Source organism: Brachybacterium sp. AOP24-D1-21, from assembly GCF_052378665.1.
Classification (GTDB): domain Bacteria; phylum Actinomycetota; class Actinomycetes; order Actinomycetales; family Dermabacteraceae; genus Brachybacterium.
This window is the reverse complement of sequence record NZ_JBQSXX010000001.1, coordinates 2,809,026-2,823,981: the sequence shown is the minus strand read 5'-3', so window position 1 is coordinate 2,823,981 and position 14,956 is coordinate 2,809,026. Positions and strand designations below refer to the sequence as shown.

Sequence of the window (14,956 nt, the reverse complement as noted above, 5' to 3'; positions counted from 1 at the left end):
GTCAGCCGGCCACCTCCGGCAGCAGGTCGTGGACAGCGATGGTCGCGGCGCGGTCCGGGCCCACGCCGATGGCGCTGATCCGGCAGCCCGCGAGCTCCTCGAGACGGAGCACATAGGCGCGGGCGTTCTCCGGCAGCTCCTCGAAGGTGCGGGCCTCGGAGAGATCCTCGGTCCAGCCCGGGAGCGTCTCGTAGATCGGCGTGGCGTGATGGAACTCGGTCTGCGTCATCGGCATATCACGGTGGATCACGCCGTCGATGTCATAGCCCGTGCAGATCGGCACCTCATCGATGCCGGTGAGCACGTCGAGCTTGGTCAGCACGATGTCGGTGAAGCCGTTGATGCGCACCGCGTGGCGGATCATCAGCGCGTCGTACCAGCCGCAGCGACGGGGGCGGCCGGTGTTCACGCCGACCTCTCCCCCGGTGGTCTGCAGGTACTCGCCCCACTTGTCGAACAGCTCGGTCGGGAACGGCCCGGCGCCCACACGGGTGGTGTACGCCTTGACGATCCCGATCACCCGGTCGATGCGGGTGGGACCGATGCCGGTGCCTGTGCAGGCACCGCCCGCGGTCGGGTTGGAGCTGGTGACGAACGGATAGGTGCCGTGGTCGACGTCCAGGTAGGTGGCCTGGCCGCCCTCCATGAGGACCACCTCGCCCCGGTCCAGCGCGTCGTTCAGCACCAACGTGGCGTCGACCACCATCGGGCGCAGGCGCTCGGCATAGGACAGGAGGTTCTCGACGATCTCGTCGACCTCGACCGCCCGCCGGTTGTACAGCTTGACCAGCAGCTCGTTCTTCTGGCGCAGTGCGCCCTCGATCTTCTGCCGCAGGATCGACTCGTCGTAGAGGTCCTGGACACGGATGCCGAGACGGCCGATCTTGTCCATGTACGCAGGACCGATGCCCCGCCCGGTGGTGCCGATGGCGCGCTTGCCCAGGAAGCGCTCGGTGACCTTGTCGAGCGTCTGGTGATAGGGCGCAACGATGTGGGCGTTGGCGCTGATCCGCAGCCGCGAAGCGTCCACGCCGCGCGACTCGAGCATCCCGATCTCCTCGAACAGAGCCTCGAGATTTACCACCACACCATTGCCGATCACGGGCGTGACCTGCGGCGAGAGGATGCCGGCGGGGAGCAGCTTCAGCTCGAACTTCTCGCCGTCCACCACCACGGTGTGCCCGGCGTTGTTGCCTCCGTTGGGCTTGACGACGTAGTCGACCCGCTCACCGAGGAGATCGGTGGCTTTGCCCTTCCCCTCGTCACCCCACTGGGCTCCGACGATCACGACGGCGGGCATGGCGACTCCTGGAGGACGAGGACGGACTGACGGGGGCCTGCGGCGCAGGGAGCGCACAGGACCGCGAGGATCCTACCAAGCAGATCCGGACGGCCCCTGCTGACTGCCGCGTTCTCTGCCGCGCAGGCTCGGGGACATCAGCCCAGCAGCGTCGGATCGGCTTCGCGCAGGAAGGCGGTCACCCGATCCGCCTCGGCCTCGTCGCCGAGCCGACGGGAGGTCTCCCCCAGCATCGCCAGGGCACGCAGGAAGCCGCGGTTGGGCGCGTGCGAGGCCGGGATCGGGCCCTGGCCGCGCCAGCCGGACTTGCGCAGCGCATCCAGACCCCGGTGGTAACCGGTGCGGGCGTAGGCGTAGGCGGCCACGTCATCACCGTCGGAGAGCGCATCCTCGGCCAGGGTCGCCCAGGCGAGCGGCGACTCGAGATGCCGGGCGGCGATGTCCCGGGGCTCACCTTCGACGAGCTCTTCGGCCACCTGCACATCGACGAAGTCGTCGGGCAGTCGGGTCTCGGGAATGCCCAGAAGGTTCCCGCTGGTGAGGTTATCGGTACGATCAGCCATGAAAGCATCGTAGGCGCTGTCGCCTGATGACCTCATGACAAGAATGAATCGCCCATGTCACACACGCAGGACGGCTCCGAGCTCCTCACCGGGCCCGGCGCGGGAGGACTCCTCCGCTCGGCCGTCGGCAACTCCGGCGGAGTGCTGCACAGCTGGCAGCTCGACCACGTCGACCACCGCCCCGGACGCAGCACCAAGGCGCTGTACCGGACGATGGTCTCCTGGCCTGAGCTCGACGGACCGCAGGCTCCTGCACGTGAGGAGTTGTTCGGGGCGAGCGCGCATATCGGCGAGCGCGAGAAGAACCTCTACGTCGCCGAGCAGACCCTGGTGATGACCGACGGGGACATCAACGTTCGCGTATGGCGCTATCCGCACGATCCCTGGCTGCCGATGCTGCCGCAGGTCTGCTACCCCGACATCGTCGGCCGCACCCTGCGCGATCTCGGCGCGCCGATCGGCAGCGACCCGTCGGTGCCGATCGCGATCGACGTGGTGTCCTATCGCCCCGGGCGTCGCGCCGTGCTGCGCGCCTCGCAGGGCGAACGCGCCGTCTTCCTCAAGGTCATGCAGCCGCATCGCAGCGGAGAGATCGTGGACCGCCATCACCGTCTGCTGGCCGCAGGAGTGCCGGTTCCCGAGGTGATCGCCCACCACAACGGGCTCGTGGTCCTCGCCGAGCTCCCCGGCCGTCCGCTGGCCCGTGCGGTGATCGACGAAGGCGTCAGCGCCTGCCGGGCCGAGGACCTCGTGGCCCTCGTCGATCGGCTCCCCGCCTCGATGTACTCCCTCCCGCTGCGCCCGCCGTGGACCGACTCCGTGGAGTTCTACGCCGGGATCGTCAGCTCCGCCGTCCCCGCCCTCGGCCCCCGCTTGGATGCGCTGGTACGAGCGATCCGCGAGGGTCTGACAGCACTCGAGCAGCGCATGGACATGCGCCCGCACGATGTGGTGCACGGCGACTTCTACGAAGCTCAGGTATTCGTCGAGAACGGCAAGGTGGTGGGCCTGCTCGACATCGACACCGTGGGTCCGGGCCGTCGGGCCGACGATCTCGCCTGCCTGCTCGCCCATCTCAGCGTCCTGGCGGACTACGGCAACGCCGGGCGCATCGACCGCGCCATGCAGGAGCGGGTCGAGGAGGCCATCCGCACCTGGCATGAGGTGTTCGCTGAGCGGGTGGATCCGACCGAGGTCGCACTGCGTTCCGCGGGCGTGGTGCTGTCCCTGGCCACCGGCCCGCACCGGCAGCAGGAGGCCGCCTGGGAGGCCGCCACCGAAGCGATCGTGCGCGTCGCCGAGGAGTGGGTCACCGAGGCCCGCCGGGCAGAGCAGCGTCGCAGGGACGCCGCTACCGCTGCGGGAGGACCGGTCGTACAGGGCCCCGGGTCCCCTTCCCAGCCCCAGCAGCCGGTCCCGCCCACCCATGGGCCGACGGGAGTGCGTCAGGCTCCCGCCCCGGACCCCGCCCCGACCGGGCAGCAGCCGGCGCCTCAGCAGGCCCAGCAGCAGTCGCAGCAGCAGGCCCAGGCGCAGGTCCCATCGCGCCCATCCGTCGCTCCGCAGCAGGGCATGTCCGCCTCCGCACAGCAGTCGGCGCCCCCGCAGACCATGCCCACACATTCGGCACCTCAGCAGTCAGCACCGCCGCAGTCCGGGTCGTCGCAGTTCGCGCCTCCACGGTCTGCGCCATCGCACGCCGGGCCGCAGCAACCCGCGTCGCAGCAGCCGGCATCTCAGCAGCCAGCGCCACGTCATGGCGTGCCGCAGAACCCTTCGTCACCGTGGCAGCAGTCTGCCCCGCCGCAGTTCTCCGCCCCGCTCGAGCACACCGGCCCTCCTCCCCCTCGCTCCGCACCCCCGCCCAGGAACCTTCCGGCGACCCAGCCGCTGCCCCCGCTGGACCCCTCCCGCGGTCAGCAGCACGACGGGGATGACGACTCCCCCACCCAGGAGCGCAGGATCGACTCGATCCTTCCCGGCTGACCAGATCCTTCCCGGCTGGCCAGACTTGATCCGTCCGGCTGACCACAGGATCTGGCGCCAGCCTCCGCAACGCGTTCCCCTGTGCGACCATCGGGGCATGCGTGCAGTGCTCCAGAGAGTCGACGGTGCCGAGGTCGAGGTCGAGGGTGAGGTGGTCGGCTCGATCGAGGGCGAAGGCCTCCTCGTGCTGGTCGGGGTCACCCACGAGGACGGGCCCGAGCAGGTGGCCACGATCGCCCGGAAGATCTGCGAGCTGCGCATCCTGGAGGGCGAGCGCTCGGTGCTCGATGCCGGGGCGCAGGTGCTGGTGGTCTCCCAGTTCACGCTCTACGCCGATGTGCGCAAGGGGCGCAGGCCCTCCTGGAGCGGCGCGGCCCCGGGGCCCGTCGCCGAACCGCTCGTCGCACAGGTGGTCGAGGCGATCCGCGAGCGCGGCGTCACCGTCGCGACCGGCCGCTTCGGCGCGATGATGCGCGTGGGCCTCACCAACGACGGCCCCTTCACGATCCTGCTCGAGGCCTGAGCGCCCGCACGAGGGCTCAGCCCATCAGGAGTGCAGACAGCTCGGCGACGGTCGCGACCCGTGGGACGTCGGCCGCCTGCTCGACGGGCCCTCCGTATCCCCAGCCGACCAGCAGCGCGGGCACGCCGTGCTCCGAGGCGCCCTCGGCGTCGTGGATCCGGTCACCGATCATCACGGTCCGCGCCCTGCCCGCCGCCCCGGCCGCGAGACCCAGGCGCTCGAGCACGCTGCCGATCACCGCCGCCTTGTCGCTCCTGCCCGAGGCGCGGTCGGTGCCGCCGATCAGCGCGAAGCGGTCCCCGAGGCCCTGGTGCTCGAGCAAGCGCCGCGCCGTGGTCTCCGGCTTGTTGGTGGCGACCGCGACGGTGCGCCCGGACGCCGCAAGTCCGTCCAGCAGCTCCGGGATCCCCGGATAGGGCAACGCGTCCAGCAGGCCGTGGGACTGGTAGTGCTCGGTATACGCGAGGCGGAGCTGCTCCGCGCGCTCGGCGCTCATCCCGAGCACGCCGCGGAAGGAGGTCGTCAACGGCGGACCGATGAAGGTGCGCAGCACGGCGGGCTCGGGGAGCGGCTCGTCGCAGGCCGCGAAGGCGTGCCCGAGCGCCGCGAAGATGCCGGGTCCGGAGTCCACGATCGTGCCGTCGAGATCGAGCAGGACGACGGGGACGTCGGCGAGGGCGCCGGGAGCAGTGCTGAGCATGGGATCGAGCGTAGCGTCCGCCCCGCGCCCGGCGAGGCGGGCAACCGATGGGCAGGAACTGCGCCCGCTCCCCCGCGCCGTTAGGCTGTGACCATGACCTACACACTCGTGCTGCTCCGCCACGGCGAGAGCGACTGGAATGCGAAGAACCTGTTCACCGGCTGGGTGGACGTAGCCCTCACCGAGAAGGGTGAGGCTGAGGCCGCCAACGGCGGCGTGCTGCTGAAGGAGGCCGGCATCCTCCCCGATGTCGTGCACACCTCGCTGCAGCGCCGGGCGATCATGACCGCGAACCTCTCCCTCGACGCCGCCGACCGCCACTGGATCCCCGTCAAGCGCGACTGGCGCCTGAACGAGCGTCACTACGGTGCGCTCCAGGGCATGAACAAGTCCGAGATCCGTGAGAAGTACGGCGAGGAGAAGTTCATGGCCTGGCGTCGTTCCTACGACACGCCGCCGCCCGAGATCGAGTTCGGCACCGAGTTCAGCCAGGACCAGGACCCGCAGTACGCGGGTCTCGGTGATCAGCTGCCCAAGTCCGAGTGCCTCAAGGATGTCGTCGAGCGCTTCCTGCCGTACTGGGAGGAGGGCATCAAGCCTGACCTCGTCGACGGCAAGACCGTGCTGATCGCCGCCCACGGCAACTCGCTGCGCGCACTGGTGAAGTACCTCGACGGCATCTCCGACGAAGAGATCTCCGGCCTGAACATCCCCACCGGCCAGCCGCTGGTGTACGAGCTGGACGAGGACTTCCAGCCCGTCGAGAAGGGCGGCCGCTACCTTGACCCGGTCGCTGCGAAGGCCGCGGCGGAGGCCGTCGCCAACCAGGGCAAGAAGTGATCTGAACTCCGTCTGATCCCGGTCCTCACAGGACCTGATGCACCGAGTGCCCCCGGCAGATGCCGGGGGCTCTCGTCATCTCCTCTCGTCATCTCCGGGCCTGCTGCGATGGGCCGGTGCTGCGACAGGCCGGTGCCGCGCCGGGACAGGTGCTGCGACAAGCGAGCCTCGGCTGACCCGACTGCTCAGCGGCGGCGCTTCGTACCGAACAGGCTGCGGGTGATCTCTCGGCCCAGCACGGTGCCGGCGGAGCGGAGGAATGACTTCACCGCCGGCTTCTCGAAGAACCCGCCTTCGTCCTTCTTGTTCTGCGCCTTCGGCTGTGACGAGGTCGAACCCGTGGATCCCTTCACCCCCTGCTCAGCGCCGTCATCGGCCCCCTCCTCGAGGGCCTTCGCGTCCTTCTCGGCGCGTGCGGTGAGGATCTCGTACGCGGACTCCCGATCCACCGGGGTCCCGTACTCCGCAGCGAGCGGTGAGGCCTTCACTGCAGCGGAGATGACCTCCGCACCGGCCGGTTCCATCGAGGATTCCGGCGCGCGCACTGCGGTGATCGCGACGGGAGTGGGGGCGCCGTCTTCGCTCATCACGGTCACGATCGCCTCGCCGGTGCCGAGCGCTGGGATCACCTCGACCAGGTCGTGGTCGGAGGTGGGGAAGGTGCTGGCGGTGGCCTTGAGCGCCTTGGCATCGTCGGGCGTGAAGGCGCGCAGCGCATGCTGGACCCGGTTGCCGAGCTGGGCGAGCACATCGCCGGGGACGTCCTTCGGAGTCTGGGTGATGAAGAAGACGCCCACGCCCTTGGAACGGATCAGTCGCACGGTCTGGACGACCTGATCGAGGAACGCCTTGGAGGCGTCCTTGAACAGAAGGTGCGCCTCGTCGAAGAAGAACACGAGCTTGGGCACCTCGAGGTCGCCCACCTCAGGCAGGTCCTGGTACAGCTCGGCGAGCATCCACATCATGAAGGTGGAGAACAGGGCGGGTCGGGTGGCGACGCCCGGCAGCTCGAGGCAGGAGATGATCCCCGTGCCATCCTCGGCCTTGCGCAGCAGCTTCTCCGTGTCGAAGGCGGGTTCGCCGAAGAAGACATCCGCCCCGGAGGCCTCGAAGGCGGTCAGACTGCGCAGGATCACGCCGGCGGTCGCGGTGGAGATCCCTCCGATGCCCTTGAGCTCACCCTTGCCCTCGTCAGAGGTGAGGAACTGGATCAGGGCGCGCAGATCCTTGAGGTCCAGCAGTCCCAGTCCCTGGCTGTCCGCGTAGTGGAAGATCAGGCCCAGCGAGCTCTCCTGGGTCTCGTTCAGCTCGAGCACCTTGGACATCAGCACCGGCCCGAAGGTGCTCACGGTGGTGCGGATCGGCACTCCCTCGCCCTGGCCGCCGAGGCTGAAGAACTCGGTCGGGGCGGCGCGGGAGATCCACTCCTGGCCGCGTGCAGCGGCGCGTGCGGACAGCTTCTCGGACGCCTCCCCCGGCACGGCGATGCCGGAGAGGTCACCCTTCATATCTGCCACGAACACGGAGGCTCCGGCGTGCGCGGCCTGCTCGGCGATCACCTGCAGGGTGCGCGTCTTGCCGGTGCCGGTGGCGCCGGCGATCAGTCCGTGACGGTTCAGCATCCCCACCGACAGGTTCACTGCCACAGCGGGGTTCGGGGTCTCCCCCTCGATCATCGCGCCGAGGTGGATCCGACCGCCTGCGAAGGCGTAGGCGTCACGGATCGCGACGGCCGACGGGCTGAGCTCCGCAGCGGTGCCGCCAGAGGTCTCAGGGGTCTCAGGGGTCTGGGTGCTCATGCTCTGGCTCCTCCTGCGTCGGCGCAGGCCGACGGGTGCGTGGTCTCGACCCTGGAATCGTAGCGGCCCAGCTCACATCCGGTGGGCAGTGAGCGCTACCGTGTGCGCATGACCGATCGCTGTGATGCCCAGTTCGAGGTCCTCGGCGATCCGCCGCGGGCCGTCCGCGCCACCGACGAGCTGCCACCGGCGGCTGTCGCCCAGATGCTGAGCGCTCCCTCGACGCCAGCACTGCTCGAGCGGCTGGGCATCACCGGCCAAGACCATGCCGAGCTCCGTGCTCTGATCGCCCCGGCCATGGCGGATCAGGAGATCCTGACGGAGGTCACCCGCACCGCGAACCTGCTGCGGGCGAGCGCGGGGCTCGAGCCGCCCGCGGCTGATCTCGGCTCTCTGGAGGAACGCCACAACCTCCTGCAGCAGCGTCTCGCCCCCGGGGAGGGCCTGCTCTCGATCCTCGCGCTCGTGGTGAGCACGTCGACGGTGCGAGCCTGGCACCGAGAGCGCGGCCTGAGCGCCGAGCAGTACTGGCACGTGCTCGCGGATCTCGGCCAGCAGATGCGGGTCCATCGCCGCAGCAGCGGAAGGCTGGGACTGCACCAGCTGGCATGGATGGCGCTGAACTGGCGAGGGCGGCTGGTGCACCTGGGCCGCCTCCAGTTCGACCTGCATCGCACCGAGAAGGGAACGACGCACGAGCGCTGGGTCATCGGTGCCCACATCCCCGCCACCGGGCCGCTGGAACCCGCCGCGGTCGACGAGTCCCTCGATCAGGCGACGGCATATTTCACCACCCACTACGCCGATCTCGACACCGCGCGCCCGTCGGACACGGCGCCCTTCGGCCATGAGTTCCTCTGCGACTCCTGGCTGGTGAACCCGCTGCTCACCGAGGAGCTCGGCGCGAACTCGAACCTCGGTGCGTTCGCGGGCCGCTGGGAGCGGCTCTCCTATGAGCGCTCCGACGACGGCGCGGCCTTCTTCGTGTTCGGCGAACGCCCGCCCTATGAGGTCACCGCCCTGCCACGCCGCACACGGCTCGAGCGCCTGGTCGCCGAGCGGCTGGCGGACGGCCGCGGCTGGGAGAGCGGGCACGGGCGCCTGGTGCGGTGAGACCCGGCGCGTGACGCCTCGCGCATGACGCCCGGTGCGTGACGCGTTGATGCGTTGACGCGCGAGACTCGGCTCTCTCCGCGGTCAGAAGGGCCCGTCGGCCGCGTCGTAGCGGTCCAGCACTTCGTCGAAGGCTGTCCCCAGATCGATCCCGCGCGACATCGAGACGGCGAAAGCGGTACGGGTGACGGCGAAGCCGATCTGCACGGCGAGCATCGCCCGCTCCTGGGCGTCCTCCCCCTCGAGGACCGCCGCGAGCGCCTCGACCATCTCGGTCTGCACCAGGTGCAGGTTGCCGGTGGAGAGGGAATGCAGCCGCGGCTCCTTGGCCATGACCTGCTTCTTCAGCTCTCGCAGCCCGGCATCGATGGGCGCGGAGGAGATCGCCTCGCGCATCACCGTGCGCAGCGCCTGCTGCGGCCCCTGCTCCTCGGCCAGATAGCGCAGCCGCTCCGCGATCTCGTCGTCCCCGGCGCTGAGAACCCCGATGATCGCGGATTCCTTCGTGGACCAATGATTGAAGAAGGTCCGGGTGGAGACCCCGGCACGATGGGCGATCGCTTCGACGGTGACCCCGCCGAGCCCGTGCTCGCTCACCAGCTCGAGGGCGGCACGGTGCATGGCGATGCGGGATTGGCGCTTCTTCAGCTCGCGCAGTCCCAGGCCCTGATCGGTATCGGTCAACTCGTTCACCGGACCATCGTAGGTCCGACAGATCACAAAATCTGCACTCAGTGAAATAGTGCATTGACTGCAACAGTTGGATAGGGTGTTCCCGTCGAGGCCCAGTGACGCGCTACGACCATCGGACGCCCGCCGGCGCCCTCTCCATCATTCCGTCAGCACATCACTGTCCCGAGGAGCTCAATGAGCACAGCACCCGCCACCACGCCGCCCTCCGGCCCGAGCACCGCCCCCGTTTTCACGGGCCTGGACCGACAGGGCAAGCTCGTCTTCGTCGGCCTCATGCTCGGCATGTTCGTCGCGTCCCTCTCGCAGACGATCGTCGGCCCCGCGATGCCCCGCATCGTCGGCGAGCTCGGCGGCATCGAGCACTACAGCTGGATCGCGACCGCCGCAATGCTGGTGTCGGCCGTGTCCGTGCCGGTCGTCGGCAAGCTCTCCGACCTCTACGGCCGCCGCTGGTTCTACCTGGGCGGCCTGGCCGTGTTCATGGTCGGCTCGGCCCTCGCCGGCATGGCGGAGGGCTTCTGGTTCCTGGTCTTCGCCCGCGCCGTGCAGGGCCTGGGCATGGGCACCCTGATGCCGCTGAGCCAGACGATCATCGGCGACATCATCCCGCCCCGTCAGCGTGGCAAGTACCAGGGCATCATGGGCGCCGTCTTCGGCGTGACCTCGATCGCGGGGCCGCTCATCGGAGGCGTCGTCACCGACCATCTGGGCTGGCGCTGGCTGTTCTACCTGACCCTCCCGATCGGGATCGCCGCCTTCGTCTTCATCATGAAGTTCCTGCACCTGGAGAAGGCCGATCAGCACGGCAAGATCGACTACTGGGGCATCGTCACCCTCACGCCGGGCCTGGTCATCGCGCTGCTCGCGACCACCTGGGGCGGTGGCGACTTCGCCTGGACCTCCCCCGTGATCCTGGGCATGTATACGATCGCCGCCGCCTTCCTCATCGCCTTCGTGATCATCGAGACGAAGGTCGAGGAGCCGCTGCTGCCGATGCAGCTGCTGCTGCGGCCGATCGTGGCCCTGTCGGTCGCGGCCTCCTTCGCGATCGCCGTGGCGATGTTCGGCGCGATCATCTACATCCCGGTCTATGCACAGGGCGTCATGGGCGTCTCCGCGACCGCCTCCGGCATGATCCTGATCCCCCAGTCCGTCGCGATGATCCTCACCTCGATCATCGTGGGCCTGCTGATCTCGAAGACCGGCCGCTACCGTCCGTTCCTCATCGTCGGCGGCATCATCATGGTGATCGGCTACGTCCTGCTGGTCGCCCTCGAGTACGGCGACACCCAGTGGCACCTCACCCTCGCCATGATCGTGATCGGTCTGGGACTCGGCCTGTCGATGCAGGTGTACACGCTGATCGTGCAGAACGCCGTGGCACGTCGCGAGCTCGGCACCGCCACCGCCGCAATCCAGTTCTTCCGCAACATCGGCTCGACCGTGGGCATCGCGGTGCTGGGCACCGTGATGACCGCCTCCATGTCCACCTCGATCACCGAGCAGATCGCAGCGCTGCCCGCAGAGGACCTCGCCGCCCTGCAGGCCTCCGGCGGCGCGGACGTCTCCGGCCTCGAGAACGCGGCGCTGGATCCCTCCGCGCTCTCGGAGCTGCCCGAGATCCTCGTGGAGCCGATCCGCATGGGCATGGGCGAGGCGATGCACATGGTGTTCCTCACCGCCGTGCCCTTCGCAGTGATAGCGCTGGTGCTCTCACTGTTCATCAAGCACGTGCCGCTGCGCGAGACCGTCGAGTCCGCGGACGAGTTCGCCTCCCAGCCGGGTGCCGACGCGGCCGCCGAGCTCGGCGGCACAGGCACCGAGCCGCAGGACTCGCACCCGCGCACCGGGCCGATCCCCGTGATCGATCCGGAGCAGCTCGAGGCTGCGGACGCGGGCGAGCTTGGCGATGGCGGCGCCGCCTCTTCCGCCCAGGACCGGGAGTCGGTCACGGCCGACGAGCGCTGAGCGAAGCACCGCGCTCCGCGGCCCCAGGCCGAATCGTGAAAAGATGGACGGATGCTGCTGACCGATCACTTCCCGCCCACGATGCCCGCAGCCCTGGAGGGTCGACTGACCACCCGGGTGCCGATCGAGGCCGATGTTCCTGCAGTCGTCGCGCTGGTCACCGCGGACATCCGTCGCCACACCCCGGGTGGGGTGGCCGACGAGGCGGGGATGCGCTCGCGCATGGTGGGGCTGAAGTCCTGGGCGCGCCGCGAGGTCGTGGTGGTGCCCGTCGCCGCTGATGGATCCCCCTCGCTCGATAAGGACCCGCTCGCCTGGGTGGCTCTGGAGGACCGCGCCACCGGCCGCACCAACGTCCAGTTCGTGATCGCCGAGGACGCCCCCGAACGGGACGCCCTGGCCGCCGCGCTGCTGGACTGGGCGGTCGAGGTGGGCGGGTCCTTCGCCCGAGCACGCGGGGTGGAGCGCACACAGCTCGACGCCGACGCGAACGAACTGGACACCGACCGCGGGCGGCTCCTCACCGCTGCGGGCTACTCGATGGTGCGCACCTGGTTGCATATGCGACGCCCCGTGGACCCCGCCGAGCTGCCCGGACTTCCCGCGCCACGAGAGGGCACTCGGGTGAGGAAGGTCCACCGCCACGAATCCGGCCTGCCTGTCGCGCAGGACGTGCGCACCGTGCACCGGATGCTCGAGGAGTCCTTCGCGGACCACTTCAACTCCTACCGGGAGTCCTTCGCCGAGTTCGTCCAGCGACTCATCGAGAACCCCGAGGAGGCGGGATGGGACCACTGGTGGATCGCCGAGATCGACCGCGGCGGGGTCTGGTTGCCTGCTGGCGGCCTGGTCGCCGCTGTGATCCCGGCGACCGAGACCCTGGGCGAGGGCACCTACCTGGAGTACCTGGGAGTGCACCGCTCCGCCCGCGGCCACGGCATCGCGAAAGCACTGCTGAACGCCTCGATCCAGGACGCCGTCGAGCGTGGACGCACCCACGTGGACCTCGAGGTCGACGACGACTCCCCCACCGGCGCCGACGGCCTCTACGTCGCGATGGGCTGGGAGACCTACGAGCGCACCCAGTCCTGGCACTCCTCCGCGCCCGCTCATCCTTCCCGCCTGCTCGAGCCGCCGACGGCCTGAGAGGGACGCCGATGATCAGTCTGAGGCGGACGCCGACTGACTGAGGCGGATTCCGACAATCGGTCTACGTCGGACGCCGACGATTCAGCCCTCGGGCCCGCCCCGGCGGCGCAGCCATTGCCAGATCCGCAGCGGGAACATGCCGAGCAGGGGGGCGTTCTTCCCGAGCCCGTCGTCGCCGCGCCGGTCGAAGGCCGCCGCAAACCGCTCCGCCTCCGCCGCGGTGGAGTAGGTCTTCTCGCCGCCACCCTCCGCGCAGCCGCGCTCGCACTCCCAACGCATGGTGCGCCCCTCGGCGCGGAACGCTGGGCGATGGCCGAAGACCAGGCACCCCACCGGCATCAGGTGCGCTCCCGGCCCGGGCCCGGGCCGGAGGAGCCGCCGGTGTCATCGCCGTTTACACCATCGCCCTGCGCACTATCGGCCTGCGCGCCATCGCCCTCCGCGCCGGGGGCCTCCGCATCGTCGGCGTCCTGGACGGTGAGCGGGGTGGCGAGGTCCTCGAGCTTCTGGCCCTCGGCCTTGACCCCGAAGAGCAGCTCGGCAACGCCGCCCAGTGCCATCACCACCGCGGCGACGAGGAAGCCGATCGCCACGGGCGCACGCTCTCCGGTCGCGATGAGGGTGCCGAAGAGCAGCGGACCGGCGATGCCACCGACCGCGGTGCCGACTGCATAGAAGAAGGCGATCGCGAGCGCCCGCGTCTCCATCGGGAAGATCTCGCTCACCGTCAGATAGGCAGCGCTGGCCCCGGAAGACGCCAGGAAGAAGGTGATCACCAACAGGATCATGAACGCGGTGAGCCCGCCGGCCTCGCTGAGGAACACCCAGGCCAGCGGCAGCGTCACCAGGGCGCTGCCGAGATAGGCCAGGGTGATCATGGGCTTGCGGCCCACGGAGTCGAAGAAGTGGCCCAGGATCACCGGACCGGCGAAGTTCGACAGCGCCCAGAAGATGATGAACAGCGGGGCGAGGGCCGCCCCGACGCCGTAGAAGGAGGAGAGCAGAACGCCCAGGTTGAAGGTGATGCCGTTGTAGAGGAACGCCTGCCCGACGAACAGGGCCAGGCAGAGCACCGAGCGCTTCGGGTACTTCCGGAACGCGACGGCGGCGATCTCCCGGAACGGGATGCTGGTGCGCTGGCGGATGGTGAGGGAGTCCTCTGCCGGGGGCAGCTCGGTGCCCTTCTCCTCCTCGATCGACTCCTCGATCCCGCGGACGATCCGCTCGGCCTCACCCTCCTGGCCGTGGATGAACAGCCAGCGAGGGCTCTCCGGCACGTGACGGCGCACCATGAGCACGGCGATGCCGAGCACGGCGCCGAAGCCGAAGGCCAGACGCCAGCCCAGATCCATGGGGAAGAACGCTGTGCTCAGCAGCACGAGCGCCAGCGCAGAGCCCGCTGCCGAGCCCAGCCAGTAGCTGCCGTTGATGATCAGATCGACCCGCCCGCGCACCCGGGCAGGGATCAGCTCATCGATAGCGGAGTTGATGGCCGCGTACTCGCCGCCGATGCCGGCGCCGGTGAGGAAGCGGCAGAGGAAGAAGAACCAGGGTGAGAAGGAGAACGCCGTGGCGACAGTCGCGACGAGGTAGAGCACGAGCGTCCAGAGGAAGAGCTTCTTGCGGCCCAGCCGATCGGTGAGCTGGCCGAAGAAGAGCGCACCGAGGCACGCACCGACGATGTAGATGGCGCCCGCGATACCGATCTGGGCGGCGGAGATGTCCAGCCCGCTGCCGTCCTCGGTGAGTCGGGCGGCGACATTGCCGACCATCGTCACCTCGAGACCGTCGAGGATCCAGACGCTGCCCAGGCCGATCACCACTCGCCAGTGGAAGCGGGACCAGGGCAGTCGGTCGAGTCGCGAAGGCACCCGCGTCGTGATGGTGCCGGTCTCGGCGTTCGACATCGGTCCCCCTCCTCCCCCTCAAGACGCCACGGAAGCCGACGAGTGCAGCCCCTCAGCGACGTGTGGGGGAATTTAACCCCTCTCCACCCGGCGCGGCAAGGAACCTCCCCGCCGATCGGTCGGGAACCGGAGTTCACTCCTCCCGGGTCAGTCAGTGCTCTGGGTCGGCGCCTTCTGCGCACAGTCCGGCTTCTGCACCTCGGTCTCCGCAGCGGTGCCATGCTTCCGGCTGCAGAATCGGTGATTTCCACAGCGCGCCGCTGCGTCACGCACGATCGAGTCGTGAGTTCCGCGCACCATGACGCTTCTTACGGCGCACTTCTCACGACTCGATGGGCAGAACTCACGTTGAGACCCAGCAGCACCCGTGCCCGGGCAGAGCAGCGCCCCGCGGCGCGGTCCGGGAGGACGCGCG

Annotated in this window: 13 protein-coding genes; 6 read left to right on the top strand and 7 right to left on the bottom strand. The window is 69.4% G+C overall.

What is annotated here, in order from left to right; all coding sequences use genetic code 11:
* Position 1: 1 nt before the first annotated feature.
* Positions 2-1,300, bottom strand: a complete 1,299-nt coding sequence (locus tag ACT3UF_RS12665; RefSeq protein ID WP_444605755.1) for an adenylosuccinate synthase — start codon at positions 1,298-1,300, stop codon at positions 2-4.
* Between the two features lie 137 nt (positions 1,301-1,437).
* Complete coding sequence (locus tag ACT3UF_RS12660) at positions 1,438-1,863, bottom strand: DUF3151 domain-containing protein (RefSeq protein ID WP_299300168.1); 426 nt, start codon at positions 1,861-1,863, stop codon at positions 1,438-1,440.
* 54 nt (positions 1,864-1,917) lie between these two features.
* Between ACT3UF_RS12660 and ACT3UF_RS12655 the strand changes: the two genes are divergently transcribed.
* Positions 1,918-3,849, top strand: coding sequence for a phosphotransferase (locus tag ACT3UF_RS12655; RefSeq protein ID WP_441445810.1), 1,932 nt, complete (start codon positions 1,918-1,920; stop codon positions 3,847-3,849).
* Between the two features lie 97 nt (positions 3,850-3,946).
* Positions 3,947-4,372, top strand: a complete 426-nt coding sequence (dtd, locus tag ACT3UF_RS12650) for a D-aminoacyl-tRNA deacylase (RefSeq protein WP_441445809.1) — start codon at positions 3,947-3,949, stop codon at positions 4,370-4,372.
* A gap of 16 nt (positions 4,373-4,388) precedes the next feature.
* On the opposite strand, the gene ACT3UF_RS12645 is transcribed toward dtd, so the two are convergent.
* On the bottom strand, positions 4,389-5,072 hold the full coding sequence (locus ACT3UF_RS12645; RefSeq protein ID WP_441445808.1) for an HAD hydrolase-like protein: 684 nt from the start codon (positions 5,070-5,072) through the stop codon (positions 4,389-4,391).
* Between the two features lie 93 nt (positions 5,073-5,165).
* On the opposite strand from ACT3UF_RS12645, the gene ACT3UF_RS12640 reads away from it, so the two are divergent.
* Complete coding sequence (locus ACT3UF_RS12640) at positions 5,166-5,912, top strand: phosphoglyceromutase (RefSeq protein ID WP_441445807.1); 747 nt, start codon at positions 5,166-5,168, stop codon at positions 5,910-5,912.
* Between the two features lie 185 nt (positions 5,913-6,097).
* On the opposite strand, the gene ACT3UF_RS12635 is transcribed toward ACT3UF_RS12640, so the two are convergent.
* On the bottom strand, positions 6,098-7,711 hold the full coding sequence (locus ACT3UF_RS12635) for a helicase HerA-like domain-containing protein (RefSeq protein ID WP_441445788.1): 1,614 nt from the start codon (positions 7,709-7,711) through the stop codon (positions 6,098-6,100).
* Between the two features lie 108 nt (positions 7,712-7,819).
* Here ACT3UF_RS12635 and ACT3UF_RS12630 point away from each other — a divergent pair, with 108 nt between their 5' ends.
* A complete protein-coding gene (locus ACT3UF_RS12630) occupies positions 7,820-8,824 on the top strand; it encodes an acyltransferase domain-containing protein (RefSeq protein ID WP_441445787.1) in 1,005 nt (334 codons plus the stop codon).
* 84 nt (positions 8,825-8,908) lie between these two features.
* Here the strand turns inward: ACT3UF_RS12630 and ACT3UF_RS12625 are convergent, their stop codons facing one another.
* Complete coding sequence (locus tag ACT3UF_RS12625; protein ID WP_441445786.1) at positions 8,909-9,517, bottom strand: TetR/AcrR family transcriptional regulator; 609 nt, start codon at positions 9,515-9,517, stop codon at positions 8,909-8,911.
* Positions 9,518-9,691: 174 nt separating this feature from the next.
* Between ACT3UF_RS12625 and ACT3UF_RS12620 the strand changes: the two genes are divergently transcribed.
* Positions 9,692-11,485 carry an MDR family MFS transporter gene (locus tag ACT3UF_RS12620; RefSeq protein WP_441445785.1) on the top strand — a complete coding sequence of 598 codons (1,794 nt, stop codon included), beginning with the start codon at positions 9,692-9,694 and terminating at the stop codon, positions 11,483-11,485.
* 51 nt (positions 11,486-11,536) lie between these two features.
* A complete protein-coding gene (locus ACT3UF_RS12615; protein WP_441445784.1) occupies positions 11,537-12,631 on the top strand; it encodes a GNAT family N-acetyltransferase in 1,095 nt (364 codons plus the stop codon).
* A gap of 84 nt (positions 12,632-12,715) precedes the next feature.
* Here ACT3UF_RS12615 and ACT3UF_RS12610 read toward each other — a convergent pair whose 3' ends face one another.
* Complete coding sequence (locus ACT3UF_RS12610; protein WP_441445783.1) at positions 12,716-12,913, bottom strand: hypothetical protein; 198 nt, start codon at positions 12,911-12,913, stop codon at positions 12,716-12,718.
* 59 nt (positions 12,914-12,972) lie between these two features.
* The gene (locus ACT3UF_RS12605) at positions 12,973-14,541 is read right to left on the bottom strand and encodes an MFS transporter (RefSeq protein WP_442332310.1); all 1,569 of its coding nucleotides are present in this window, start codon (positions 14,539-14,541) and stop codon (positions 12,973-12,975) included.
* Positions 14,542-14,956: the final 415 nt, after the last annotated feature.

Coding starts and splice junctions, on each gene's coding strand:
- ACT3UF_RS12665 (WP_444605755.1), bottom strand. CDS start 1,300: ATGCCCGCCGTCGTGATCGTCGGAGCCCAGTGGGGTGACGAGGGGAAG.
- ACT3UF_RS12660 (WP_299300168.1), bottom strand. CDS start 1,863: ATGGCTGATCGTACCGATAACCTCACCAGCGGGAACCTTCTGGGCATT.
- ACT3UF_RS12655 (WP_441445810.1), top strand. CDS start 1,918: ATGTCACACACGCAGGACGGCTCCGAGCTCCTCACCGGGCCCGGCGCG.
- dtd (WP_441445809.1), top strand. CDS start 3,947: ATGCGTGCAGTGCTCCAGAGAGTCGACGGTGCCGAGGTCGAGGTCGAG.
- ACT3UF_RS12645 (WP_441445808.1), bottom strand. CDS start 5,072: ATGCTCAGCACTGCTCCCGGCGCCCTCGCCGACGTCCCCGTCGTCCTG.
- ACT3UF_RS12640 (WP_441445807.1), top strand. CDS start 5,166: ATGACCTACACACTCGTGCTGCTCCGCCACGGCGAGAGCGACTGGAAT.
- ACT3UF_RS12635 (WP_441445788.1), bottom strand. CDS start 7,711: ATGAGCACCCAGACCCCTGAGACCCCTGAGACCTCTGGCGGCACCGCT.
- ACT3UF_RS12630 (WP_441445787.1), top strand. CDS start 7,820: ATGACCGATCGCTGTGATGCCCAGTTCGAGGTCCTCGGCGATCCGCCG.
- ACT3UF_RS12620 (WP_441445785.1), top strand. CDS start 9,692: ATGAGCACAGCACCCGCCACCACGCCGCCCTCCGGCCCGAGCACCGCC.
- ACT3UF_RS12615 (WP_441445784.1), top strand. CDS start 11,537: ATGCTGCTGACCGATCACTTCCCGCCCACGATGCCCGCAGCCCTGGAG.
- ACT3UF_RS12610 (WP_441445783.1), bottom strand. CDS start 12,913: ATGCGTTGGGAGTGCGAGCGCGGCTGCGCGGAGGGTGGCGGCGAGAAG.
- ACT3UF_RS12605 (WP_442332310.1), bottom strand. CDS start 14,541: ATGTCGAACGCCGAGACCGGCACCATCACGACGCGGGTGCCTTCGCGA.